Genomic DNA, 25,120 nt, shown 5'->3' on the forward strand with positions numbered 1-25,120 from the left:
GGGGTACGGGGCCTAGTGGCCGAGAAGCTTCTTGATGGCCTTGACGTCGGCCTTGGCGAGAACCTGGTCCTGGTTCAGGCGGGACTTGCGCTGCGTGCTCTTGACCTCGAGGTTGTGGCGAAGTCCGGCCTGCTGCTTCATGATCTTGCCGGAGCCAGTGACCTTGAAACGCTTCTTTGTCCCAGAGTGGGTCTTCTGCTTAGGCATTCTTTTCCTCCTGTTTGGCTGCTTTATCTGCAGCTCTATGTGCATTGGCCTCTGCCTTGGCCTCTGATTTGTTCTTCAGCGGGCCAATCACCATGACCATGTTTCGACCGTCGATGGTCGGGCTCGATTCCACAGAACCGAATTCCGCGACATCCTCGGCAAATCTCTGAAGCAGACGTACACCCTGATCGGGACGGGACTGTTCACGGCCACGGAACAGAATCATGGCCTTGACCTTGTCGCCGGCCTTCAGGAAGCCTTCGGCGCGCTTGCGCTTGGTCTCGTAGTCGTGCTTATCAATCTTGAGACGGAAACGAACCTCTTTGAGGATCGTGTTCGCCTGGTTGCGCCGGGCTTCTTTCGCCTTCTGCGCAGCTTCGTACTTGAACTTGCCGTAATCCATGATCTTCGCGACCGGCGGCTTGGACGTGGGGGCTACTTCGACCAGATCGAGGTCAGCCTCCTGTGCCAGGCGCAGGGCGACATCAATCGCCACGACCCCAACCTGTTCGCCGTTGGGACCAACGAGACGGACTTCGGGGACGCGGATACGGTCATTTGTACGGGGATCGCTGATGCGTCTCTCCTCTACTCAAGCATCGTGGCTACAGCCTGACAACGGATGTCGTCCGGAGACGAAGAGGAGACAATCGCGCGCGCAATTCCTGGGATCTGGAACATTTCCTTGTTCCGTCACTCATCAACCACGTACGGCACCCTATCTACCGTGCAAGCTGGAAACCAGCGAGCGACGGCGGAGTGCAAACAACCCGGTAACCTTTATGAAGCGGTCAAGCGCGGGTGGGAGATTATCCACTTTCGTACCGAGACTTTCATCTCGGAGCCCGGGTAAGCATAGCAGAGGAAACCAGTGAGCGACAATTACGATCAGGACCAGTCCGGCCAGGCCACGAGAGACATCGCGGATGTGGCGGCGGTGGAGATCATCACGACCGCGGCGGTGCACCTGATGAGCGCCTCGGCGGTCAAGGTGGGCCTCGCCGACGACCCCGACACGCAGATCGACCTGGATGAGGCGCGCAAGTTGATCACGGCCCTCGCCGGCCTGATCACGGCATCCGCCCCCGATATCTCGGACATGCACGCGCGGAGCCTGCGCGACGGGCTGCGGTCGTTGCAGCTGGCGTTCCGCGAGGCGTCGAGCATCCCGGACCCGATCGGCCAGGGCCCCGGCGAGAAGTTCACCGGCCCGGTCAACTAGCTCCCTCCCCCGCAACTGTTGCCGAATCGGACATGTGCGTCCGGTGCGCCGGGCACAATTGTCCGGACGGGCAACAGTTAGCTCAGGTTTGGCAGCGCGGGCACCAGTAGGTGACCCGCTGTTCGAGTTCGCTGCGGCCCAGCCGGCCACTGCGGATGCTTGTGCCGCAGCGCCGGCACGGCTGCCGTTCGCGCCCGTAGACGAAGGTGCGCGCGCCCCGGCGCAGGTTGCCGGTGGTGGTGCGCTCCGAACGGTCCCGGTTGGCCGTGATCAGCCGGTGCGCCAGCGCGACCAGGCCGTCGACATCGGTGACCTCGGCGATCGGCCGGGTGGGCAGCAGCCCGCGCAGGAAACACAGTTCGTTGACGTACACATTGCCGAGCCCGGCGAGGTTGCGCTGGTCGCCGAGGGCGACCGCCACCGGCCGGTCCCCCGCTGCACTGTCTTCGGCAGTGCTGTCTCCGGCCGTGCTGTCACCGGCTGCGCTGTCCCCGGCTGCGCGGAGCCGGCGCACGGCCTCCGCGGCGTCCCAGTTCGGGCCGAGCAAGTCGGGACCGAGATAGCCGAGGTGCTGCTCGTCCTCCGGGGTGGGAAACAGCTCGAGGGTGCCCAGCTCGAATCCCACGGCCACCCAGTCCGCGGTCTCCAGCACGATGCGGGCCTGGAATGCGGGCCGCTGCCATTTGGTGCCGTGCCGGTAGAGGTGCCAGGTGCCCTCCATCTTCAGGTGCGAGTGGATGCTGGTCTCCCCCACGTGCGCCACCAGGTGTTTGCCGCGGCTGATGACCTCGTGCACGGTCTGGCCGGTCAGGTCGACGGTGGCGAAGGCGGGTACCCGGATGTCGCAGCGCGTGAGGGTGGCGCCGTGCAGGGCGTCATCGAGGCTGCGGGCGCTGCGGTAGACGGTGTCACCCTCAGGCACTGAGCCTCAGCCCCCTCGGCGTCTCGGTGAAGCCGGCGGCGCGCAACGCGTCGCCCACGGTGGTGCCGAGCACAAACTCTGCGTTCACGGTTTCCACGGCGAGCTTGGGCACCCGCCCGGCGGTGACGGTCGCGGCCAGCGACCGGGTCGCCGCGAGCACGGTCTCGCATGCCGCCGGTCGTGGGGTGCCCGTTGTGCCCGGTGCCGCGCGGGAGGCAGGTGCCGTCGCCGGAGCCGAACGCGGCGTCGCGGCGGCGGCGGGTGCGGGAGCGTCTTCGGTGGCACCCGCACCGGTCTCGCCGGTCTCGCCGTCAACGGCGGCGGCCGGATCGAACACCAGCATCGACTTGCCGCCGCGCTCCACGTAGAGCACCAGGTGCCCGTCGACGAGTACCACCAGGCCGCCGGCCTTCCGGCCGGGCCGGTGACCGGTGCCCTCGGGCAGGGCCGGCCAGGGCAGCACGGCGCCGTAGGGGTTGGCCGGGTCGGTGGCGGCGAGAGTCACCGCGGCGGATACCGACCTGTCGCCGCGTTCGGCGCGTTCCCGCTGGTCGACGTAGCCGCGCATCCGGTCGATGGTGCCGGCGGTGGCGAACTGGGAGGCGCCGAGGCCCTCCACGAAGTAGCCCCGGCGGCAGCGGCCCATCTCCTCGAAGCCGCTGAGGGTCTTATAGACCAGGGCGAAGCCGCCGAGCACGTTCTCGCCCATCACGGCGCCGCGGGTGACCACGCCGTAGCGTTCGAGCATGGTCTCGCCCAACGCGTGTGCGCGACGGGTGGCCGAGGTGTCGGCGACGGGCACGATCGACCAGCGGCCGGAGACCGTGGGCGGGCCCTGCCGGCTGGGCAGGCTGGGCCGGGGCAGGGCGCGGCCGCGGTGCAGCCGGGCGCGCGGTGCGGCCCGGCGGGTGGAGTGCGCGGTCTTGCCGCCGGAGACCAGCGAGCGCACCGGGGCGAAGGTGTCGTTGCTCACCAGTCCGGACCAGACCAGGTCCCACAGCGCGTCGACGAGGGCACCGTCGTCCTGGCTGCCGACCGAATCGGCCAGCTGCCGGAAGAAGTAACCACCGCCACCGCCCAGCGTGGCGAGGATCTCCCGCTGCAGCGCCGTGGTGTCCAGCTCGGTGGGCACCGGCAGGGTGAGCGGGGCGGTGTCGGCCAGATGCAGGCTCACCCAACCGTCGTTGCCGGCGAGCGTTCCGGCGCCGGCCCAGAGCACCTCGCCGGCGTTGGTGAGTTCGTCGAGCATGCCCGGGTTGTAGTCGCTCACCCGGGCGGGCAGGATCAGGGTCTCCCAGGCGGAGGCCGGGATGCGAGCGCCCTCGAGCTGTTCGATCACGGAGACCACGCCGTCGACACCACGCAACTTACCACCCACGTGCTGCCAGGCCGGCAGGAATCGACCGAGGGTGGCCTGGTCGACAGGCTCCACCTCGTGTCGGAGCGCGGCGAGCGAGCGTCGCCGCAGGCGCCGCAGCACCTCGGCGTCGCACCATTCGCTGCCGCTGCCGTGCGGGCGGAACTCGCCCTCGACGATCCTGCGGGCATCCGCCAGGCGGCGCAGGGCGCCCAAGGCGATGGCCGTGCCGAACCCGAATCTGGCGGCGACATCGGCGGTGGTGAACGGGCCGTGGGTGCGGGCGTACCGGCTGACCAGGTCGCCGAGCGGGTCTTTCACACTTTCGGTGAAGGCCTCCGGGATGCCCGGTGCCAGCGGAACGCCGAGGGCGTCACGCAGCCGGCCGGCGTCCTCGATCACCGCCCAGCGCTCCTCGCCGGCGATGCCCACCCTGAGGGCGCGGCGCGCGGCGGTGAGCGCATCCAGGTGTGCACGCGCCTCGGCCTCGCCGGCTGCGGGCGGGGCGGAGGCGCCGTCGGACTCCGACTCACCGACCGCATCCGCCGGCTCGCTCCGTTCGGCCACGCCGGTCGCGGCTTGCAGTCGGGCGGCGACCTCGGCCACGGTGAGCGGGCCGAGCCCGCGGAGCAGGTCGGCCACGCCCTCCAGGCCCTTGGCCCGGCGGTCGGGGGCCACGCGCTGCAGCTCCGCGTCGGTACGGTCGATCACGACGGGATCGAGCAGCTCCCGCAGTTCCACCCGCCCGAGCAGTTCGGCGAGCAGGCCGGAGTCGATCGAGAGGGCGGTGGCCCGGCGTTCGGCCAGCGGCGAGTCGCCCTCGTACATGAACGCCGCGACGTAACCGAAGAGCAGGGCGTTGGCGAACGGGCTGGCCGAGTCGGTGCTGGTCTCCACCAGGCGGATGGCGCGGCTGGCCACCTGCTTGGCCAGGGCCACGAGGGCGGGCAGGTCGTAGACATCCTGCAGGCATTCGCGGATGGTTTCGAGGATGATCGGGAACGACGGGTATTCGCGCGCCACGTCGAGCAGCTGGGCGGCTTTCTGGCGTTGCTGCCAGAGCGGTGAGCGGCTGCCCGGCCGGTACCGGGGCAGCAGCAGCGCCCGGGCGGCGCACTCCCTGAACCTGGAGGCGAACAGGGCGGAGCCGCCGACCTCGTCGGTGACCAATTGCTCGAGTTCGTCGGGGTCGAAGACGAAGAGGTCGGCGCCGGGCGGTTCGGCCTCGGTGTCGGGGATGCGCACGACGATGCCGTCGTCGCTGGCGACGCAGGCGCCGTCGATGCCGAAGCGTTCCCGCACCCGCGCGCCGACCGCCAGGGCCCACGGGGCGTGCACGGTGAGGCCGAACGGTGAGTGCAGGATGACTCTCCAGTCGCCGAGCTCGTCGCGGAACCTCTCGACGACCAGGGTCTGGTCAGTGGGCAGGTAGCGGGTGGCTGCACGCTGCTCGTCGAGGAAGACCAGCAGGTTGGTGACCGCCCGTTCGTCGAGGCCGACGGCCAGGCAGCGGGCTCGGGCCTTCGCGGGCGTGAGCGCGGACACCTCGCGGAGGAACGCGCCGATGGCCGCGCCAAGCTCGGCGGGCCGGCCCAGGCCGTCGCCCTTCCAGAACGGCAGCCGGCCCGGTTCGCCGAACGCGGGCAGCACGAGCACCCTGTCGTGGGTGATCTCCTGGATGCGCCAACTCGTGGCGCCGAGCGCGAAGACGTCACCGACGCGGGACTCGTAGACCATCTCCTCATCGAGCTCGCCGACCCGGCGGCCGGTGGGCTGGTCGCCGCCGACCATGAAGACTCCGAACAGGCCACGGTCGGGGATGGTGCCGCCGCTGGTGACGGCCAGGCGCTGTGCGCCGGGCCGGCCGGTGAGCAGGCCGGTGTCGCGGTCCCAGATGATCCGTGGGCGCAGTTCGGCGAACTGATCGGACGGGTAGCGTCCGGCGAGCAGGTCGAGGGTGGCCTCGTAGGCGGAGCGGGGCAGGGTGGCGAACGGGGCGCTGCGCCGTACGGCGTCGAACCATTCCTCGGCGTCGATGGGTTCGAGCGCGACGGCGGCGATGGTCTGCTGGGCGAGGATGTCGAGGGGGTTCGCGGGCACCTGCAGCGACTCGATCATGCCCGACACCATCCGCTCGGCGGCGACGGTGGCGTGGATGAGGTCGGCCCGGTGCTTGGGGAAGATGATGCCCCTGGACACCTCGCCGACCTGGTGGCCGGCCCGGCCCACGCGTTGCAGGCCGCTGGCCACCGACGGCGGCGATTCCACCTGCACGACCAGGTCGACCTCGCCCATGTCGATGCCGAGTTCCAGGCTCGACGTGGCCACCACGCAACGCAGCCGGCCGGACTTGAGGTCGTCCTCGATCATGGCCCGCTGTTCCTTGCTGACCGAGCCGTGGTGGGCGCGGGCGAGGAGCAGCTCGGCACCTTCGGTCTGGCCGCTGCCGCCCATCAGCTCGGCGGGCGGCCGCGGTGGCGGTGCGGTGGCGGTCGTTCGGGCAGCGGATGCTGCGCCGGCCTGGGCACCGGCCGCTCCCCCGGCGTCCGGGCCGCCCGCGAGCACCAGCTCGGCCTCCTCGGCCGCGGCGAGCCGCTCACTGTAGATCTCGTTGAACCGGGCGGTGAGCCGTTCGGCCAGGCGGCGGGAGTTGGCGAACACGATCGAGGAGGAGTGCGCGAGCACGGCGTCCACGATGGCTTCTTCCACGTGCGGCCAGATCGACCCGGTCTGCGGGGCCGCGGCGGAGGTGGCGCCCTCCGAGGCGGGCACGGCGCCGAGCTGGGTCATGTCGTCCACGGGCACCACGACGCGCAGGTCGAACCGCTTCTCGTTCTTGGGCGCCACGATCTCCACGGGTGCTTGACCGCCGAGGAACCGGGCCACCTCAGACGCCGGCCGCACCGTGGCGGACAGGCCGATCCGCTGCGCGGGGGTGGCCAGGAGCGCGTCGAGGCGTTCGAGGGACACGGCGAGGTGGGCGCCGCGCTTGCTGGCCGCGACGGCGTGGATCTCGTCGATGATGACGGTGTCGACGCCGCGCAGGGACTCGCGGGCGGCGGACGTGAGCATCAGGAAGAGCGATTCGGGGGTGGTGATGAGGATCTCTGGCGGTGTCTTCACGAGCGCCCGGCGGTCCGCGGCGGGGGTGTCGCCGCTGCGCACGCCAACGGTCACCCGCACCGGCGCCAGGCCCAGCCGTTCGGCGGCCTGGCCGATGCCCACCAACGGGGCGCGCAGGTTGCGTTCCACGTCAACGCCGAGAGCCTTCAGCGGCGAGATGTACAGCACCCGGGTGCCAGTGGGCGCGGCGGCCGCATCCTGTTCAACCGGTGTCGTGGAGGTCGAGTACAGCTTGTCGAGGGCCCAGAGGAACGCGGCCAGGGTCTTGCCCGACCCGGTGGGGGCGACGACGAGGGTGTGCGATCCGCGGGAGATGGCGTCCCAGGCGCCGAGCTGGGCCTCGGTGGGCGCATCGAACGCGCCGGAGAACCAGGTGCGGGTGGCCGGTGAGAGGCGCTGGAGGATCTCCGTCATCTACCCATCCTTACCGATACCCCCGACATCGGCTCGGAAGCCGCTCTTATCTGTTGTTTCTGCGGGTGACGGATGGGCCGGGCGGGCGGCGGGCGTGGAGGGTCAGGCCGAGGCGACGAGCTGCACCCGCAGGGAGTCCACCCCGGTGGCGATCACATCGTTGGCCGCCCAGCGCGCCGCGAGGCGGGCCAGGGTGGCGTCCAGGACGGCACGGTTGAGCCCGTCGACGAGTTCGAGGCGCACGATCAGTTCGGGCCCCGCCAGCCGCGACTGCGGGTCGCCCGCGGTCAGGCTCACGGAGAGCACTGACAGCTCGGTCGCGATGGACTCCTCGAACGCCACGGCGACGGAGCGGCTGGCGTAGCTGGGGGTCCAGGGCGCGCCCTGGGCGATCGCCCAGAGCGCCGGTCGGCGCACCGCGAACTCGGTGTCGGCGGTGGGGTCGAGCACCACGAGGTCGGTGCTCTCCTGGGCCGCCGCCAGTGCCACCCGCACGGCGTCGGCGGGCACCGGGCGCGCCTGGGCGTTCCACTGGTGCATGGCTGCGGCCGAGGAGAACACCGGGAACACCGCGCGGCCGTCCGGGCCGGCCACGGTGATGATCGACAGTTCCTGGGTCTTGTCCACCCGCAGCCCGTGCGGGCCGGCGGCTCCGTCTGAAACGGTGCCGGCCTCATCCGCGCCGAGGGCGGTGACCAGAGGGATCAGCAGGCGCGCCGAACGGAAGGCGTCGACGACGTCCTCCTCGCCGGTCTCGCGGGCCTGGAAGCGGCGGAGCGCACGCAGCAGGGCGGGCGGCGCGAGGCCGTCGTCGTCGGCGAACGCGGTGTCCTCCAGCGACCGGTTCGCCCAGGGCTGGCCGGCCGAATCCGCGGACGTGTCACCGGCAGCCCCACCGGCGGAGCCGCCGGCGGGGTCAGGCCGACCGGTCGAGCCGAGGTTACGCGCCGGAGACATCCAGCGCCTCGGCGAGGGTGAAGGCGCCCGCGTAGAGGGCCTTGCCCACGATCGCGCCTTCCAGGCCGAGGGGTACCAGTTCGCGCAGCGCGGCGATGTCGTCGAGGCTGGAGATACCTCCGGAGGCGATCACGGGGCGGTGGGTGCGCTCCATCACTTCGCGCAGCAGTTCGATGTTCGGCCCCTTGAGGGTGCCGTCCTTGGTGACGTCGGTGACGACGTAGCGGGTGCAGCGGGCCTCTTCGAGGCGCTCCAGCACCTGCCACAGGTCGCCGCCGTCCTTGGTCCAGCCGCGGGCGGCAAGGGTGGTGCCGCGCACATCCAGTCCCACCGCGATGGCGTCGCCGTACTGGGCGATCACGTTGGCGGCCCACTCGGGGTTCTCCAGTGCGGCGGTGCCCAGGTTGATTCGCTTGACGCCGGTGTTCAGCGCCGCTTCGAGCGACTTGTCGTCGCGGATGCCGCCGGAGAGCTCCACATTCACGCCGCGGAGCTGCTTGATGACCTTCTTGAGCACAGCGGTGTTGTTACCGCGCCCGAATGCGGCGTCGAGGTCGACGAGGTGGATCCACTCCGCGCCCTGGTTCGCCCAGTCGAGGGCGGCATCCATCGGGTCGCCGTAGTTGGTCTCGGTACCGGCCTCACCCTGGGTGAGACGGACGGCCTTGCCGTCGGCGACGTCGACGGCGGGCAGGAGGACCAGCTTCGGGGTCTTGTTGAACTCGCTCATGATGTGCTGTGGTGACCTTTTCGTGTTGGTGCGGCCGCGATGGAGCGACCGACGGGGGAATGTCTAGTCGCGGAGCGTGCCGAGCCAGTTCTTCAGCAGCCGGATGCCCGCGTCGCCGCTTTTCTCGGGGTGGAACTGGGTGGCCGACAACGGACCGTTCTCCACGGCGGCGAGGAACGGGGCGCCGTGCTCGGCCCAGGTGAGGCGGGGAACCGGGAACGGCGGCATCACGTCGAGGCTCCATTCCTGGGCGGCATAGGAGTGCACGAAGTAGAACCGTTCCTCTTCCAGTCCGCGGAACAGCACGGTGTCGGGGTCGGGCGTGACGGTGTTCCAGCCCATGTGCGGCAGTACCGGTGCCGGCAGGGCGGTGACGGTTCCCGGCCACTCGCCGAGGCCCGCGGTGTCGATGCCGCGCTCGACGCCGTGTTCGAACATGACCTGCATGCCCACGCAGATGCCCATCACCGGCCGCCCGCCGGAGAGGCGCTTGTCGATGATGTCGCCGCCGTGGGCGTCGTTCAGCGCCGCCATCACGGCGCTGAACGCGCCGACGCCGGGGACCAGGAGTCCGTCGGCCTCGAGCGCGAGCTTGCGGTCGCCGGTGAGGGTGACGTCGGCGCCGGCGAGTTCGAGCGCCTTAACGGCCGAGTGCACATTGCCCGTGCCGTAGTCCAGGACGACGACCGAGGTCACAGTGCGCCCTTGGTGGACGGGATGCCGGAGACCAGCGGGTCGTAGGCCTTGGCCTGGCGGAAGGCTCGGGCGAAGGCCTTGAACTCGGCTTCGGCGATGTGGTGGGGGTCGCGGCCGCCGAGGACGGTGACGTGCACGGTCAACGCGGCGTTGAAGGAGATGGCCTCGAAAACGTGCCGCACCATTGAGCCGGTGAAGTGCCCGCCGATGAGGTGGAATTCGAATCCGGCGGGCTCGCCGGTGTGCACGAGGTACGGCCGACCGGAGATGTCCACGACGGCCTGCACGAGGGCTTCGTCCAGCGGCACCAGGGCGTCGCCGTAGCGGGAGATGCCGGCCTTGTCACCGAGGGCCTGCTTGATGGCCTGGCCCAGCACGATGCCGATGTCCTCGACGGTGTGGTGCACATCGATCTCGATGTCGCCCTTGGCGTGCACGGTCAGATCGGTCAGCGAGTGCTTCGCGAACGCCGTGAGCAGGTGGTCGTAGAACGGCACGCTGGTGTGGATGTCGCTCACCCCGGTGCCGTCGAGGTTGATCGAGAGGTCGATGCTCGATTCGCTCGTTTCGCGCTGCAGGTGGGCACGGCGAGGCGAGGGCGTGACGTTGCTCATGGCGTTAGTTTATTCGGCTATCGGGCGGAGCCGTGCGATGGCGGCCAGGAACGCGCTCGTCTCGGCTTCGGTGCCGGCCGAGACCCGGAGGTGGCCGGGGATACCGACGTCGCGGATCAGGATGCCTTCGGCCAGGAGTGCCTGGAAGATCGCGTGCGGGTCGGAGACTCCGCCGAACAACACGAAGTTGCTTCCGCTGCGCAGTGGGCTGAAGCCGAGCTTCGTCAGTTCGGTCACCAGGCGATCGCGTTGCACCCGGATGTCGTCGACCATGGCGAGCATCTCACCGGTGTGGGCGAGCGCGGCCACGGCCGCCGCCTGGGTGAGGGCGGACAGGTGGTAGGGCAGCCGGACCAGGCGCAGCGCGTCCGTGACAGCCGGGTCGGCGGCCAGGTAGCCCAGCCGCACGCCGGCGAAAGCGAAGGCCTTGCTCATGGTCCGGGACACGAGCAAGCGCTCCCGGCCGGGCAGCAGGGTGAGGGCGCTGTCGGTGCCGTCCGGTGCGAACTCGGCGTAGGCCTCGTCGACGACAACGATGCCGGGGGTGGCGTCGTAGACGGCCGCGATGGCCTCCAGCGACAACGGGGTGCCGGTCGGGTTGTTCGGTGAGCAGAGGAAGACGATGTCGGGCGAGGTTTCCTCCACCCAGCGGGCGGCGGTCTCCGGCGAAAGTTCGTAGTCGGCGTCGCGGCCGCCGGGGATCCAGCGGGTATCGGTGCCGGAGGCGAGGATCGAGTACATCGAGTAGGTCGGCGCGTAGCCGAGCAGCGACCGGCCCGGCCCGCCGAAGGCCTGCAGAACCTGCTGCAGAACCTCGTTGGAACCGTTGGCGGCCCAGATGTTGTCGCGGGTGAGACCGTGACCGAGGTAGCCGGCGAGGGCGTCGCGCAGCTGGCCGAATTCCCGGTCGGGGTACCTGTTGACGGTGAGGATGGCCTCGGCCAGGGCCTCCGCGATGTCGGCGGCGACCGCGGGCGGGATCGGGTGGGTGTTCTCGTTGACGTTCAACGCCACCGGCACGTGCAGCTGGGGTGCTCCGTAAGGGATTTGTCCGCGGAGGTTGGCACGCAGGGGCAGGTCGTCGAGGCTGGTCACCCGAACAAGCTTAGTTGCGCCCGCGGCCGACCCCTCGTATCCGAGGCAGGGCGGGGCGGGGCGAGCGGCTCCGGGCTGAGCGGCACCGGGTTGAGCGGCTCGGGCTGAGCGGCTCGGGCTGAGCTGGGCGGCTCAGTAGTCGGCGGGAAGGGCGAGGCGCTGGCCGGGCTGCACGGCCTCGGAGGACAGCTGGTTGAGGTTGACGATGTCAATGATCACGTCGCGCGGGTCTTGTCCGGGGGCGACAGACTCGGCCAGCTGCCAGAGCGACTGGCCGGCCTCAATGGTGACGTAGTCGAACGCGGCCGCGCCGATACCCGCGCTACCCTCTGCCGCGGCCATGCCGCCGTTGACGGCGATGCCGATGACGCCGAGTACCAGGGGCACTGCGGCGAGGGCCGTGAAAACGGCCCGCCCGCGGCGGGTCAGCCGCAGGTGTGTGGTGGGCGGGGTGGCCGGGCTGTGGTTGTCCGGTGCTGCAGATGCTGCGCTCATGTCAAACCTCCTGGTAACGCATCTGACCCTCGGCCGGGAGGGCCAGATGCGAATCTATGTTCCGAATATATCTTCGAGTGTTCGAACAATCAACCCTGTTTCCGGATATTATGGAGACAGATTCCGCAACACACTCGAATGCATGTCTACGAACCGCTGCTCTGTGGCTACAGTTTCGATCGGGTAGCTGTACTCAAACAGACACCACCGACATTGCTGCCCGAGCCCGAGAAGTATGAGCCCGACGAGCATCAGCCCGGCGAGCACGAGCCCCACCAGCACCAGCCCGAACCGACTAACCAGAGGAGCGTCAACGTGGCACAACAGAGCACACCTCGGGACAAGGGCGGCACGCGACGCCGCAAGAGCCTGAGCGACAAACAGCGCGCTGTGATGGACGTCATCCAGCGTTCGGTGCGCGACCGCGGTTACCCGCCGAGCATGCGCGAGATCGGCGATGCCGTTGGTCTGTCCTCGTTGTCGAGCGTGACCCACCAGCTGCACCAGCTCGAGCTGAGCGGGTACCTGCGGCGCGACCCGCACCGGCCGCGCGCGCTCGAGGTGCTTATCGAGCTGCCTCAGTCCTCAGAGGAAGTCACGCCCGGCGCCGCCGATGACTACCAGTCCGGCATCCAGGTGGGTGATGCGGCGATGGTGCCGCTCGTCGGCCGCATCGCCGCCGGTATCCCGATCATGGCCGACCAGCAGATCGACGAGATCTTCCCGCTCCCCCGCCAACTGGTGGGCAAGGGCGAGCTGTTCATGCTCAAGGTCGTCGGTGATTCGATGATCGACGCCGCCATCTGCGATGGCGACTGGGTGGTCATCCGCCAGCAGAAGACCGCGGAGAACGGCGAGATCGTCGCCGCCATGCTCGACGGCGAAGCCACGGTGAAGGTGCTGCGACAGCGCGACGGCCACACCTGGCTGCTCCCCCGCAACACCAACTTCGAGCCGATTCTGGGTGACTTCGCCGAGGTCCTCGGCAAGGTCGTCGCGGTGTTGCGTTCGGTCTAGATCCGCACCGCTCCAGGCACACAACAGGCCCGACCCCGCAAGGGGTCGGGCCTTCGTGTTGTGCCGGCGTAGTCAGAGCGAGCGAGGTCAGACCAGCGTCGCCCGAACCGCGCGGGTGGCATCGACGACGTTGCGCAGGGACTCCACGGTCTCCGCATACCCGCGGGTCTTCAGCCCGCAGTCCGGGTTCACCCAGACCTGGCGAGCGGGGATCGATTGCAAGGCCCGCTCGAGAAGTTCGGTGATCTCGGCCACACCGGGCACCCGCGGCGAGTGGATGTCGTAGACGCCCGGGCCGATGCCGTGGTCGAAGCCACTGGTCTGCAGGTCGGCGACGACCTCCATCTTCGACCGGGCGGCCTCGATGCTGGTCACGTCGGCGTCCAGGTTGCGTATCGCGTCGATGACGACCCCGAACTCCGAGTAGCAGAGGTGGGTGTGGATCTGGGTCTGGTCGGCGACCCCCGCGGTAGCGAGCCTGAACGACCCGACCGACCAGTCCAGGTAGTCGGCGTGGTCCTTCTTCTTCAGGGGCAGAAGCTCGCGCAGCGCGGGCTCGTCGACCTGCACCACCCGGATACCGGCCGCCTCGAGGTCACCGATCTCGTCGCGCAGCGCGAGCGCCACTTGCCGGGCGGTCTCCCCCAGCGGCTGATCGTCGCGCACGAACGACCAGGCCAGGATGGTGACCGGTCCGGTGAGCATCCCCTTGACCGGCTTCTCGGTGAGGGTCTGGGTGTAGCTGGACCACTCCACGGTGATGGGCGCCGGCCGCCGGACGTCGCCCCACAGGATCGACGGACGGGTGCACCGGCTGCCGTAGGACTGCACCCAGCCGTTCTCGGTGACGGTGAAGCCATCGAGGTTCTCGGCGAAGTACTGCACCATGTCGTTGCGCTCGGGTTCACCGTGGACGAGAACGTCGAGGCCGAGGTCTTCCTGCAGCTGCACGACCCGGCCGATCTCGGCGCGCATGAGCTCCTGGTAGTCGGCGGATGCGAGTTCACCCGAGACCAGGCGGGCGCGAGCGCGGCGGATATCACTCGTCTGCGGGAACGAGCCGATGGTCGTGGTCGGCAGCGGGGGCAGGTCGAGCACGGCATCCTGAGCGGCCAAGCGGGCCTCGTAGTCGCCGCGGCTGAAGTCGGCCGGGGTGAGGGTGTCGAGGCGGGCGCGTACGGCGCCGTCACGCACGCCGGGCGAGACCCGGCGCGCCTCCAGCGACGCGGTGGCCGCGTCGAGATCGGCCTGCACGGCAGCCTGCCCCTCGGAGAGGCCGCGAGCGAGGGTGGCGACCTGACCGATCTTCTGGTCGGCGAACGCCAGCCAGCCGGTGAGGTCGGCGCCGAGCTTGGTCTCGTCGGTGACGTCGTGCGGCAGGTGCAGCAGCGAGGTGGAGCTGGAGACCGCGATCCGGTCGCTCAGCGCGCCCAGCTGGGCCACCTTGTCGAACGCCGCCGCGAGGTCGCCGCGCCAGATGTTGTGACCGTCGATCACGCCGGCCACGAGGGTGGTGCCGGCCAGGCCGGGCACGTCGGCGGGCACCGTGCCGCGCACGAGGTCCAGGCCGATGGCCTCGACCGGGGTCTTGGCCAGAACGGGTAGGGCGTCGTCGAGGCTGCCGTAGGGCGCGGCCACGAACAGTCCGGGCCGCCTGTCGAGGCCGCCGAGGGCGTCGTAGGCCCGGGCGAGGGCGGCGAGGGCACGGTCGCGCGGGATGTCGATGCTCTCGCTGACGAGGGCCGGTTCGTCCAGCTGTACCCACTCTGCACCCGCGGCGGCGAGGCGCTCGATCAGGGTGGCGTAGACCGGCAGCAGGTCGTCGAGGCGATCGAGCGGGTGAAAGCCGGCCGGGGCCGTTTCGCTCGGCTTGGCCAGGAGCAGGAAGGTGACCGGACCGACGATGACGGGTCGGGTGAGGAAGCCGGCGGCGACGGCCTCGTCGAACTCCCGCACGATGCGGTCGCTGGCGAGGTGGAAGTTCGTCTCCGGGCCGATTTCCGGCACCAGATAGTGGTAATTGGAATCGAACCACTTGGTCATTTCGAGCGGCAGGTTCTCGCCGGCGCCGCGGGCCAGGGTGAAGTAGCCGGCGAGGTCGAGGTGACCGTCGGCGTCGACGAGACCGGCGAAGCGGGTGGGGATGGCGCCGACGGTCACCGCCGCATCCAGCACCTGGTCATAGAAGGAGAAGCTCTCCGGGATCGACGAGTCGCTGCGGCCGAGCCCGAGGCCGACGAGCCGCTCCCGGGTGGTGTTGCGCAGGGCTGCCGCGGTGGCTTCGAGTTGAGCGGCGTCGATCCGACCGGCCCAGAAGGCTTCGACGGCCTTCTTCAGTTCGCGGCGGCGGCCGATCCGCGGGTAGCCGAGGATCGTTCCGGTGGGGAATGCGGGGACGGTGATGGTCATCAGTAGTGGTCCTTCGTGGAGTGGATTCCGGCACGGGTGTCGGCAGGGCTGGTCGAGGGATGGGTCGGAGGTGGGTTGTGAGCGGAGACGACCGGTTGTGCCGGTGCGAGCGCGCCGGCGCGGTCGAGCACGGCGAGCACGGTCTCGTGCTGGTTGAAGGCGTAGAGGTGCAGGCCGGGAGCCCCGCCGGCGATGAGCTTCTCGGCGAGGGCGGCGGCGTGGCTGACGCCGATCTCGCGCTGGCCCTCGAGGGTGGGTTCCACTTCGAGCTGGATCGAGAGTTCGGCGGGCAATTCCTCCCCGGAGAGCTCGAGGATGCGCCGCAGCCGGCCGGGGCTGGTGACGGGCATGATGCCGGGCAGGATCGGGAACTCCACTCCGGCTTCCCTGGCTCGCTGGATGAAGCTGAGGTAGTGGTCGGCGTGGAAGAAGAGTTGGGTGATGGCGAGGTTGGCGCCCGCCGCCTGCTTGGCCAGCAGGGTGTCGATGTCCTGCGCGGTGGATCGTGAGCGCGGGTGCCCGTTGGGGAACGCGGCCACGGCGATGCGCACGTGCTCACGTTCGGTCTTCACGGCGCGGGCGCGAGGGAGTCCGGGGATGGGGGTCTCCTGGTACGGCACTCGCTCGGCCTGTACCCGATGGATCAGTTGCACCAGCTCGCCGGCGCTGTGCAGGTCGCCGAGGAAGGCGTCGTTCTCGGTCAGGCCCTCGGGCGGGTCACCGCGGAGGGCGAGGAAGCTGCTCACGCCGGCATCGAGGAACTCGCGGATCAGGCTGCTCGCCTCGGCATGTGAGGAACCGACGCAGGTGAGGTGCGCCATCGGGTCCACGATGGTGGCCCGGCGGATGTAGCGCAGCACGTCCAGGGACGAGGTGCGGGAGGAACCGCTGGCGCCGTAGGTCACCGAGATGAACTTCGGACGGGCCGCAGCCAGGGCGTCGATGGTGGCATGCAGGGCCGTCGTCGCGGCATCCGTCTTGGGCGGGTACAGCTCAAACGAGAACGGGATGCTCGACCGACAGTCGGGGTCCGCCGGTGGGGTCGTGGGGGTCGCTGTCATGGTTCCTCATTCGGCATGGTGGGTTCAGTTCGAAGGGCCTGGCGGCCGCGGACCGCCACGGATACCGGGCGGCTGCTCGCGGGCGGGTGCCGGGCTCGGCTGTCGCTCCATGCCGGGCAGAGTATCCCGCCGGCAACGAATGTGATGACTCTAACAACGCACCTTCGGGCGCGCTGCTGCGTGGCCGATTGTTACGTTCGCGGCCGATCGGGGGCGTTAACGGCCAAAGGCGGCACCCGTTCCTGGCTCAGGAGCGGGTGCCGCCTTCGGGCGGATCGGGGTCAGCCGGAGATGGCCGGTGCCACCACGAACGGGGTGAACTGGGCCTCGATACCGGGCGACACAAGGGCCGTGACCTGGGTGCCGGTCTCGGAGTAGTCCAACGCCAGAACCTTGCCCTGCTCGTGCAGGATCGGGATGAGGTCACCGCGGTCGTAGGGGATCAGCAGTTCCAGGCGGATTTCCGGACGGGGAAGCATGGTCTCGAGAACCCGCAGCACCTCGTCGATGCCCTCGCCGCTGCGCGCCGACACGAAGATCGCCTGGGGGGCGAGGCCCCGCAGCACGAGCCGGTCGTCGTCGCTGACCAGGTCGCTCTTGTTGAACAGCACCAGCTCGGGGATGTCACTGGCACCGACCTCGCCGATGACCTCGCGCACCGTGGCAAGCTGGCTGGCCGGGTCGGGGTGGGACGCGTCGACGACGTGGATGATGACATCGGAGTCCGCGACCTCCTCGAGGGTGGAGCGGAACGCCTCCACCAGCTGGTGGGGCAGGTTGCGCACAAAACCGACGGTGTCGGTGAAGGTGTACAGCCGACCGTCGTCCGTGGTGGACTTCCGCACAGTGGCGTCCAGGGTGGCGAAGAGGGAGTTCTCCACGAGCACGCCGGCCTTGGTGATGCGGTTGAGCAGGCTGGACTTGCCGGCGTTGGTGTACCCGACGATCGCGACCGACGGCACCGCGTTGCGCTTGCGGTTGGCGCGCTTGGCCTCGCGGGCGGGCTTCATCTCCAGCATCTGCTTGCGCAGTCGCGACATCCGGGTGTGGATGCGGCGCCGGTCGAGTTCGATCTTCGTCTCACCGGGTCCACGCGAGCCCATACCGGCACCGGCGCCACCGACCTGGCCACCGGCCTGGCGGGACATCGAGTCACCCCAGCCGCGCAGTCGGGGCAGCAGGTAGGCGAGCTGGGCGAGTTCGACCTGCGCCTTACCCTCCCTGCTCTTGGCGTGCTGGCTGAAGATGTCCAGGATCACGGCGGTGCGGTCGATGACCTTAACCTTGACCACGTCTTCCAGGGCTCGCCGCTGGCTGGGCGCGAGTTCGGTGTCGGCGATCACGGTGTCGGCGCCGAGCGCCGCCACGATGGACGCGAGCTCGAGGGCCTTGCCCTTGCCGAGGTAGGTGCTGGGGTCCGGGGTGGCGCGGCGCTGCAGCAGACCGTCCAGCACCGTGGCGCCGGCGGTTTCGGCCAGGGCGGCGAGCTCGCGCATGGAGTTCTCGGCGTCGAGCAGGCTACGGGCGGAGTAGACGCCGATCAGGACGACGTTTTCCAGGCGCAGCTGGCGGTATTCAACCTCGGTGACGTCCTGCAGTTCGGTGGAGAGCCCACCGACGCGGCGCAGGGCGTTGCGGTCTTCACGTTCGGTCTGTTCGCCGTCGTGGTCGCCGCCGTCGAAACCGCCGTTGGCCGGGCGTGCCGAGAGGGCCTGCGCCGATCCGCTCGCGAACAGCGAGTAGCCGGAGGACCGGCTCTCGGCGCTGGCCAGCACGCGCGCAACTACATCGTCATCGCCATCGTGTGGAGCGTTTATATCAGTCATTGCTTTAACTCTAGTTCCTCTTTTTTCGATAAGTTCGCTGTATGGCTTCCGAACACTATTTCTCGTCGACTCCGGGCAGCGACCTGAAATTGCGGCAGATCACCGTGAAGATCGCCGGTCAAATCCGTGCGGTCACCACCGCGAACGCGATTTTCTCCCCCGAGCACATCGACACCGGTACCAAGGTGCTGATGCGTGAGGCTCCGCTGCCCTCCGGCGGCGGGGATGTGCTGGACCTCGGTTGTGGCTGGGGACCGATCAGCCTGCATCTGGCGCTGGCCGATCCCACGGCCACGGTGTGGGCCGTCGACGTCAACGAGAGAGCCCTCGAGTTGGTGCGGATGAACGCCGCCAGCCTGGGGCTCACCAACATCAACGCGGTCCTGCCGGCGGATGTTCCCGATTCCGTCGTGTTCGCCGGCATCTGGTCGAACCCGCCGATCCGGGTGGGCAAGGCCGAGCTGCACACGATGCTCGAGCACTGGCTGCCGCGTCTGAAGCCCGGCTCGGATGCCTGGCTCGTCGTGCAGCGCAACCTCGGCTCCGATTCGTTGCACCGCTGGCTCGCCGAGGAGTTCGCCGGGCAACCCGGCGCCCTCGAGGTTTCCCGCTACGCCACCGACAAGGGCTTCCGCATCCTGCAGGCGCACAAACCCGCCTGACGCTCCCCCGCGAACTGTGAGATAGGCCCCACAACCCAGGGGCCTAAGTCACGGTTCGCGGCAGGGTTAGGCGAGGGCGAGGGTGCCGTCGAAGACCAGGGTGGCGGGGCCGGACAGGGAGACGTGCTCGCCGTCTTCGGTGGGGAACATCCGCACGCCCAGAACGCCGCCGGGGACCTCGACACGCCACTGGTTCGGCGCGCCCTGGCCGGCCCAGTGCCGGGTGGCCAGGGCCGCCGCGACGGCACCGGTGCCGCAGGAGAGGGTCTCTCCGCTGCCGCGTTCGTGCACGCGCATACGGATGCGGCCGACGCCGTCGACGACGAGCGGATCATGCGGCAGCACGAACTCCACGTTGGCGCCCTCGGCGGGCTCGGGGTCCAGCTGCGGAATGAAGGTCAGGTCGGCGCTCTCGAGCTCGTTTTCGTCGGCGAGGGCCACCACCACGTGCGGGTTGCCCACGTTGATGCCCAGCCCCGGGCGGGCAACGGCGAGGTTCTTGGCACGCACCAGGGTCTCCCCCGGTTCAAGCCGCCACCGGCCGAGGTCCACCTGGAACCCGGTGGCGTTCTGCTGCACGTCGCGCACGCCGCTGCGGGTGCCGATGGCCAGGGTGTCGCCGGGGCCGAGGTCGACGAGGCCCTGTTCGAGGAGGAATCGGGTGTACACCCGGATGCCGTTGCCGCACATCTCCGACACCGTTCCGTCGGCGTTCCAGTAGTCCATGAACCACTCGGCGCCGTCGTCTTCGGCGAGGGCCGCGGCACCCGCATCGAGGTTGGCCGACCGCACCGCGCGGATGATGCCGTCGGCGCCGACGCCGAACTGGCGGTCGCAGATGCCCTGGATCTGCTCCGGGGTGAGGTCGAGTCGGCCGTCGGGGTCGGCGAACAGCACGAAGTCGTTGCCGGTGCCGTGGCCCTTGGTGAAGTGGAGATCGATGCCCATGTGTTCAGTTTAGGGACTCGGGCTACGGTATTCGGCGTCAGGGCAGGTGGCTGACGGCCTGGTCGACCCGGTCCGCGTCGTCGGCGTCGATCCAGTGCGTGTGCGGGTCACGTTTGAACCAGCTCACCTGACGGCGGGCGTATCGCCGGGTCAGCTGCTGGGTCGCTTCGACGGCATCCGCCTGCGACATTGTGCCGTGCACCTGGCCGAGGGCCTGGGCGTAGCCGATGGCCCGGCTGGCCGTGACGCCGCCTTCCAGGCCGGCGGGGATGAGGGCGCGCACCTCCTCGACGAGTCCGGCCGTCCACATGCGGTCCACTCGGGCGTCCAGGCGCGGGGTGAGCACCTCGCGGGGCAGGCGCAGCCCGAGCGTCACGGCGGGCATCCAGTAGACCGGATCGCCGGGCAGCACCGCGGTGTGCGGGGCGCCGGTGAGTTCGACGACCTCGAGGGCGCGCACGAGCCGGCGGCCGTTGCTGGCGCCGATGCGGGCCGCGGAGCCGGGGTCGACGACCTTGAGCCGATCGTACATCAGGCCGGGGCCCTGCTCCACGAGCTCGGCCTCGAGTCGGGCGCGGAGCACCGGGTCGGTGCCGGGGAACTGGAAGTCGTAGACGACGGAGGACACGTAGAGCCCGGACCCGCCCACGAGGATGGGCACGGCGCCGCGGTCGATGATGCCGGTGATGGCGGCGCGTGCCTCCACCTGGTAGCGGGCGACGGTGGCCTCGTCGGCCACGTCGAGCACGTCGAGCAGGTGGTGCGGCACCCCGCGGCGCTCGGCGGGGGCGAGCTTGGCGGTGCCGATGTCCATGCCCCGGTAGAGCTGCATGGCGTCCGCGTTCACGATCTCGGCCGGCTGTCCGGCCGTGATCAGCCGTTCGGCGACGTCCAGGGACAGCTCGGATTTGCCGGTACCGGTCGGCCCGACGATGACAACGAGCACCGGGTCCTAACGTTCCGCGTCGTCGACCGGGTAGATCGGGATCGTCGTGGCGCCACCGTGCAGGGTCAGGCTGGGCCCGCCCACCCGCAGGGTCGGCAGACCCAACGAAACCGCGCCGCCGGTGGACGCCGCCGGGGCGGGCACACCGCAGGACTCGGCCTGCTCCCGGTCCCAGGCGTCGCCGGCGATAGTGCGGCGGATACGGAGCGGCGTGCCGTCGAGGGAGTCGGCGATGAGGTGGAACGGTGCGGCCTGGGTGACGGTCACGGTGACCATGTCGCCGGGCCGGGGCAGGTCGGAGCCGGCGGGCACGTCGAAGTGCACGAGCCGGCTGTCGGGGGCCCGTCCGCTGAGCCGGTGGGTGTCGGCGTCCTTGCGGCCCTCACCGTTGGCGACGAGCAGTTCGACCTCACGGCCGATGATGGCGCGGTTCTCCTCCCAGGAGATCCGTTCCTGCAGGGCGATGAGCCGTTCGTAGCGGTCCTGCACGACGGCCTTGGGCACCTGGTCAGCCATGGTGGCTGCGGGGGTGCCCGGCCGGATGGAGTACTGGAAGGTGAACGCCGTGGCGAACCTGGACTCTTCGACGACCCGCATGGTCTCGAGGAAGTCCTCCTCGGTCTCGCCGGGGAAGCCGACGATGATGTCGGTGCTGATCGCCGCGTCGGGCATCTGCGCGCGTACGCGCTCGAGGATGCCGAGGAACTTGGTGGACCGGTAGGACCGGCGCATGGCTTTGAGCACCCGGTCGGAGCCGGACTGCAGCGGCATGTGCAGCTGCGGCATCACGGCGGGGGTGTCCGCCATGGCGTCGATGACGTCATCGGTGAAGGCGGCAGGGTGCGGGCTGGTGAAGCGGATGCGTTCGAGTCCCGGGATCTGGCCGGCGGCGCGCAGCAGCTTGCCGAACGCCAACCTGTCACCGAACTCCACCCCGTAGGAGTTGACGTTCTGGCCGAGCAGGGTCACCTCGATGGCGCCGTCGTCGACGAGCGCCTGGATCTCGGCGAGGATCTCGCCGGGGCGGCGATCCTTCTCCTTGCCGCGGAGGGCGGGCACGATGCAGAAGGTGCAGGTGTTGTTGCAGCCGACCGAGATCGAGACCCAGCCGCTGTAGCTCGAGTCGCGCTTGGTCGGCAGGGTGGACGGGAAGGTTTCCAGGGATTCGAGGATCTCCAGCTGGGCCTCACCGTTGTGCCTGGCGCGTTCGAGCAGGCTCGGAAGGGACCCCATGTTGTGGGTGCCGAACACCACGTCCACCCACGGCGCCTTGGCCAGGATGGTGGCCTTGTCCTTCTGCGCCAGGCAACCGCCGACGGCGATCTGCATGCCCGCGTGCTTGCGCTTGACCGAGGCGAGGTAGCCGAGGTTGCCGTAGAGCTTGTTGTCGGCGTTCTCCCGCACCGCGCAGGTGTTGATCACCACGATGTCGGCCTCGGCGCCCGCCGCCGACACGTAGCCGGCCGCCTCGAGGGAGCCGCTGAGCCGCTCGGAGTCGTGCACGTTCATCTGGCAGCCGAAGGTGCGCACCTCATAGGTGCGCGCCCGGCCCTCGTCATCCCTCGCCGCCGAGGACGGCGCGATCACGGTCGCGCTGTGCGGCGACGGGTCGAGGGATGACGGGGTGGCGAGGGGTGGTGCGGTGACGCTGCTCATAGTTCCCCCAGCTTACGCGTGCCGTCGTGAACAGACCTCAGCGGAACCGCACCGTGGAGGTGCGGCCGGAACCCCGCCGGGACGCGAGAGCGGCCTTGACGGCGTCGCGCACCACGGAGGAGGCGTATCCCTTGCGCATCAGGAAGCCGGTGAGCCGACGATCGATGGTGGCATCGTCGAACCTGTCCAGCTGCTGCACCCGCTTGAGCGCCAGTTCGGTGGCCCGTTCGGCTTCGTCGTCCGGCATCTCCTCAAGCTTCTCGGCGATCAGTTCGGCGTCGAGCCCGCGCTGGCGCATTTCGGCACCGACGCCGCTGCGGCCCAGGCCCTTGCGTTCGTGGTGGCTGTGCATGATCTGGTCGGCGAGCTTCTCCTCGTCGAGGTAGTGCAGCTCGGTGAAGCGTTCGAGGATGTCCTGCACGGACTCCTCGTCGATCTCGGTGGACCGCAGCAGCTTCTGGGCCTCGACGATCGACAGAGACCGGCCGCGCAGGCGCTGCAGCAGTAGCTTCTCCGCGTGCTCGCGTTCCTCGGCCGCCTCGTCCTCGGCGTCATCGGCCTGATCGGCCGGGCTCGCCCCGGGCAGGTATGTCACCGGGGCGAGGCCCTCCCGGCCGGCCGAGGAGCCGGCGTCGGTCTTGCCTCGGGAGGGTTCGAAGTGAACCATGGCGGCTAGGCGCCCTTGCGTGCGGCGGCCTTGGCCGCGATGGACGGAACCTTGGCGCCATCCGTGCCCGTGGCGGCACCCGTTGCCGCGGCGGCCGCTGCGGCGGTGGCGGCGTCGTCTGCGGCCTTCTTGGCCGCCTTGCCCTCCGCGCCCACACCGAGCTTGTTGAGGATCTTGGTTTCGATCTCGTTGGCCATGTCCGGGTTGCGCAGCAGGAACTTGCGGGAGTTCTCCTTGCCCTGGCCGAGCTGGTCGCCGTCGTAGGTGTACCAGGCGCCGGACTTCTTGACGATGCCCTGGTCGACACCGAAGTCGATCAGGCTGCCCTCGCGGGAGATGCCGATGCCGTAGATGATGTCGAATTCGGCCTGCTTGAAGGGCGGTGCCATCTTGTTCTTGACGACCTTGACCCTGGTGCGGTTACCGACGGCCTCTGTTCCGTCCTTGAGAGTCTCGATTCGACGGATGTCCAGACGCACAGACGCGTAGAACTTGAGCGCCTTTCCGCCGGAGGTGGTCTCCGGGCTGCCGAACATCACGCCGATCTTCTCGCGCAGCTGGTTGATGAAGATCATGGTGGTGTTGGTCTGGCTCAGACCACCGTTGAGCTTGCGCAGCGCCTGCGACATCAGGCGGGCCTGCAGGCCCACGTGGGAGTCACCCATCTCGCCCTCGATCTCGGCGCGCGGAACCAGGGCTGCGACGGAGTCGACGACGATGAGGTCGATGGAGCCGCTTCGCACGAGCATGTCGGCGATTTCCAGCGCTTGCTCACCCGTGTCGGGCTGGGAGACGAGGAGGGCGTCGATGTCGACACCGAGCTTCTTCGCGTAGTCGGGGTCGAGGGCGTGCTCGGCGTCGATGAACGCGGCAATGCCGCCGTTCTTCTGGGCGTTGGCGATGGCGTGCAGGGTGAGGGTGGTCTTACCCGAGGACTCCGGGCCGTAGATCTCCACGATGCGACCCCGGGGCAGGCCACCTATGCCGAGCGCGACGTCCAGGGCGATCGACCCAGTGGAGATGACCTCGACGGGCGCGCGATCGTCGCTGCCGAGACGCATGACCGAGCCCTTGCCGAACTGGCGGTCAATCTGGGCGAGGGCGGTGTCGAGTGCCTTCTCGCGGTCTGCTGCTGATGCCATGGTGTGCTCCTTTGGGTCGTGCGCGTGGCGCCTATAGGCTGTCGTTTCGACCAGCGGGAGGATCCCGGTGACCGCCCTCGACAAGGCAAGTGCGCGGTTGTCGTTGACGAATCCGACTGTACGCAGCACCACCGACACCGGCCGGCAGGCACTGCGACGGTGGACAATCCGTCTTCGACTTCTACTGTGGAGGAGCCTACCAAGAACCGAACAGACATTCGACGCTGGCGTGGTGTGTCGGAATCTTCTCGCGAAACGAGGAACGGCCCGGCTGGAGGGCCGGGCCGGTGGTGGCTCATGGTTCGCTGCTGTCTGGGTGCTGCCGGCGTGACCGGATCAGCTGCGGGCCGGAGGAAGCCCGGCGCCGTGGCGGCGGGCCGGCGGAACATCCGTTTCGGCGCAGAGGGCCAACCAGACGTCGCGGGCGGGAACTCCGCCCGCGAGGGCCTGGTCGGCGGTCCGTCCGAGCGGACCCAGCACCAGATCCCGGGTGAGCACCCTGCCGTAGCTCTCGCCGAATTCGTCTTTCAGGGCCTGGCGGAACTCACTCAATCGCATGCGGTACTCACTCGGTTGATGCTCACTCGGTTGACGCGCACTCGGTTCGAAACGTGGAGAAGACCGATTAGCGCATCATCATGCTGGCGTCGAACTTGGCAACCAGCTCGTCGGGTACGGTGTCGGGGAAACGATCGATTCCCTCGATGACGGCCAGCCGATCGCCGACCTCGCGCATGATCACCGAGATCGGTGTGTCCAGCGCGTCTGCGACCGAAGCAAGAATCTCGGAAGACGCTTCCTTCTGACCGCGTTCAACTTCAGACAGGTAGCCGAGGGCCACACTTGCCTTGCTCGCAACCTGACGCAGGGTGCGACCCTTCTGCAGGCGGAAGTCCCTGAGCACATCGCCGATTTCCTGACGAACAAGAATCATCGGAACCTCCTTCTTCGTGC

Annotated in this window: 23 protein-coding genes; 3 read left to right on the forward strand and 20 right to left on the reverse strand. The window is 69.2% G+C overall.

The window, feature by feature from the left end; genetic code table 11:
* Positions 1-12: 12 nt before the first annotated feature.
* Entirely contained in the window at positions 13-207 is a 195-nt protein-coding gene (rpmI, locus tag E3O57_RS04465; RefSeq protein WP_066594389.1) for a 50S ribosomal protein L35, read from the reverse strand.
* The gene (infC, locus tag E3O57_RS04470; protein ID WP_084020755.1) at positions 200-784 is read right to left on the reverse strand and encodes a translation initiation factor IF-3; all 585 of its coding nucleotides are present in this window, start codon (positions 782-784) and stop codon (positions 200-202) included. The genes rpmI and infC overlap by 8 nt, the downstream gene beginning before the upstream one ends.
* Positions 785-1,078: 294 nt before the next feature.
* Between infC and E3O57_RS04475 the strand changes: the two genes are divergently transcribed.
* Complete coding sequence (locus E3O57_RS04475; RefSeq protein ID WP_103429550.1) at positions 1,079-1,429, forward strand: DUF1844 domain-containing protein; 351 nt, start codon at positions 1,079-1,081, stop codon at positions 1,427-1,429.
* An 82-nt stretch (positions 1,430-1,511) separates the two neighbouring features.
* Here the strand turns inward: E3O57_RS04475 and E3O57_RS04480 are convergent, their stop codons facing one another.
* The 8 genes from E3O57_RS04480 to E3O57_RS04515 form a co-directional block, all read right to left on the reverse strand.
* Positions 1,512-2,351 (reverse strand): DNA-formamidopyrimidine glycosylase family protein, encoded by an 840-nt coding sequence (locus tag E3O57_RS04480; protein WP_103480084.1) that lies wholly within the window; start codon positions 2,349-2,351, stop codon positions 1,512-1,514.
* Positions 2,344-7,245 carry a DEAD/DEAH box helicase gene (locus tag E3O57_RS04485; protein ID WP_103480085.1) on the reverse strand — a complete coding sequence of 1,634 codons (4,902 nt, stop codon included), beginning with the start codon at positions 7,243-7,245 and terminating at the stop codon, positions 2,344-2,346. The genes E3O57_RS04480 and E3O57_RS04485 overlap by 8 nt, the downstream gene beginning before the upstream one ends.
* 102 nt (positions 7,246-7,347) lie before the next feature.
* Entirely contained in the window at positions 7,348-8,202 is an 855-nt protein-coding gene (locus E3O57_RS04490) for an SseB family protein (RefSeq protein WP_103480086.1), read from the reverse strand.
* Positions 8,186-8,932: a bifunctional 1-(5-phosphoribosyl)-5-((5-phosphoribosylamino)methylideneamino)imidazole-4-carboxamide isomerase/phosphoribosylanthranilate isomerase PriA gene (priA, locus tag E3O57_RS04495; protein ID WP_103459423.1), complete on the reverse strand. Its 747-nt coding sequence runs from the start codon at positions 8,930-8,932 to the stop codon at positions 8,186-8,188. Before priA ends, E3O57_RS04490 begins: the two co-directional genes overlap by 17 nt.
* 63 nt (positions 8,933-8,995) lie before the next feature.
* The gene (gene hisH / locus E3O57_RS04500; protein WP_088455736.1) at positions 8,996-9,628 is read right to left on the reverse strand and encodes an imidazole glycerol phosphate synthase subunit HisH; all 633 of its coding nucleotides are present in this window, start codon (positions 9,626-9,628) and stop codon (positions 8,996-8,998) included.
* On the reverse strand, positions 9,625-10,242 hold the full coding sequence (gene hisB / locus E3O57_RS04505) for an imidazoleglycerol-phosphate dehydratase HisB (RefSeq protein ID WP_088455735.1): 618 nt from the start codon (positions 10,240-10,242) through the stop codon (positions 9,625-9,627). The genes hisH and hisB overlap by 4 nt, the downstream gene beginning before the upstream one ends.
* Before the next feature lie 9 nt (positions 10,243-10,251).
* Positions 10,252-11,337, reverse strand: coding sequence for a histidinol-phosphate transaminase (locus E3O57_RS04510; RefSeq protein WP_103480087.1), 1,086 nt, complete (start codon positions 11,335-11,337; stop codon positions 10,252-10,254).
* 132 nt (positions 11,338-11,469) lie between these two features.
* Entirely contained in the window at positions 11,470-11,832 is a 363-nt protein-coding gene (locus tag E3O57_RS04515) for a LysM peptidoglycan-binding domain-containing protein (protein ID WP_103480088.1), read from the reverse strand.
* Positions 11,833-12,225: 393 nt separating this feature from the next.
* On the opposite strand from E3O57_RS04515, the gene lexA reads away from it, so the two are divergent.
* Positions 12,226-12,849, forward strand: a complete 624-nt coding sequence (lexA, locus tag E3O57_RS04520; protein ID WP_240632483.1) for a transcriptional repressor LexA — start codon at positions 12,226-12,228, stop codon at positions 12,847-12,849.
* An 87-nt stretch (positions 12,850-12,936) separates the two neighbouring features.
* On the opposite strand, the gene metE is transcribed toward lexA, so the two are convergent.
* From metE to hflX, 3 genes are all read right to left on the reverse strand, one after another.
* A complete protein-coding gene (metE, locus tag E3O57_RS04525) occupies positions 12,937-15,258 on the reverse strand; it encodes a 5-methyltetrahydropteroyltriglutamate--homocysteine S-methyltransferase (RefSeq protein ID WP_103480089.1) in 2,322 nt (773 codons plus the stop codon).
* Positions 15,258-16,319, reverse strand: coding sequence for a methylenetetrahydrofolate reductase (locus E3O57_RS04530; RefSeq protein WP_103459428.1), 1,062 nt, complete (start codon positions 16,317-16,319; stop codon positions 15,258-15,260). The genes metE and E3O57_RS04530 overlap by 1 nt, the downstream gene beginning before the upstream one ends.
* Positions 16,320-16,600: 281 nt before the next feature.
* Entirely contained in the window at positions 16,601-18,145 is a 1,545-nt protein-coding gene (gene hflX, locus E3O57_RS04535) for a GTPase HflX (RefSeq protein WP_088455730.1), read from the reverse strand.
* 41 nt (positions 18,146-18,186) lie between these two features.
* Here hflX and E3O57_RS04540 point away from each other — a divergent pair, with 41 nt between their 5' ends.
* Entirely contained in the window at positions 18,187-18,807 is a 621-nt protein-coding gene (locus E3O57_RS04540) for a class I SAM-dependent methyltransferase (RefSeq protein ID WP_103459429.1), read from the forward strand.
* Between the two features lie 66 nt (positions 18,808-18,873).
* On the opposite strand, the gene dapF is transcribed toward E3O57_RS04540, so the two are convergent.
* The 7 genes from dapF to E3O57_RS04575 all read right to left on the reverse strand — a co-directional run bounded on the left by dapF (position 18,874) and on the right by E3O57_RS04575 (position 25,100).
* Positions 18,874-19,755, reverse strand: coding sequence for a diaminopimelate epimerase (gene dapF / locus E3O57_RS04545; RefSeq protein ID WP_088455728.1), 882 nt, complete (start codon positions 19,753-19,755; stop codon positions 18,874-18,876).
* Positions 19,756-19,792: 37 nt separating this feature from the next.
* Entirely contained in the window at positions 19,793-20,701 is a 909-nt protein-coding gene (miaA, locus tag E3O57_RS04550) for a tRNA (adenosine(37)-N6)-dimethylallyltransferase MiaA (RefSeq protein WP_103480090.1), read from the reverse strand.
* A gap of 6 nt (positions 20,702-20,707) precedes the next feature.
* A complete protein-coding gene (miaB, locus tag E3O57_RS04555) occupies positions 20,708-22,357 on the reverse strand; it encodes a tRNA (N6-isopentenyl adenosine(37)-C2)-methylthiotransferase MiaB (protein ID WP_088455726.1) in 1,650 nt (549 codons plus the stop codon).
* A gap of 37 nt (positions 22,358-22,394) precedes the next feature.
* Entirely contained in the window at positions 22,395-23,024 is a 630-nt protein-coding gene (locus tag E3O57_RS04560) for a regulatory protein RecX (protein WP_088455725.1), read from the reverse strand.
* A 5-nt stretch (positions 23,025-23,029) separates the two neighbouring features.
* Positions 23,030-24,166, reverse strand: a complete 1,137-nt coding sequence (gene recA, locus E3O57_RS04565; protein ID WP_103459431.1) for a recombinase RecA — start codon at positions 24,164-24,166, stop codon at positions 23,030-23,032.
* Positions 24,167-24,502: 336 nt separating this feature from the next.
* Positions 24,503-24,724, reverse strand: coding sequence for a DUF3046 domain-containing protein (locus E3O57_RS04570; protein ID WP_088455723.1), 222 nt, complete (start codon positions 24,722-24,724; stop codon positions 24,503-24,505).
* A gap of 67 nt (positions 24,725-24,791) precedes the next feature.
* The gene (locus tag E3O57_RS04575) at positions 24,792-25,100 is read right to left on the reverse strand and encodes a helix-turn-helix domain-containing protein (RefSeq protein WP_088455722.1); all 309 of its coding nucleotides are present in this window, start codon (positions 25,098-25,100) and stop codon (positions 24,792-24,794) included.
* Positions 25,101-25,120: the final 20 nt, after the last annotated feature.

Source organism: Cryobacterium sp. TMN-39-2, from assembly GCF_004402745.1.
Lineage (GTDB): Bacteria > Actinomycetota > Actinomycetes > Actinomycetales > Microbacteriaceae > Cryobacterium > Cryobacterium zongtaii.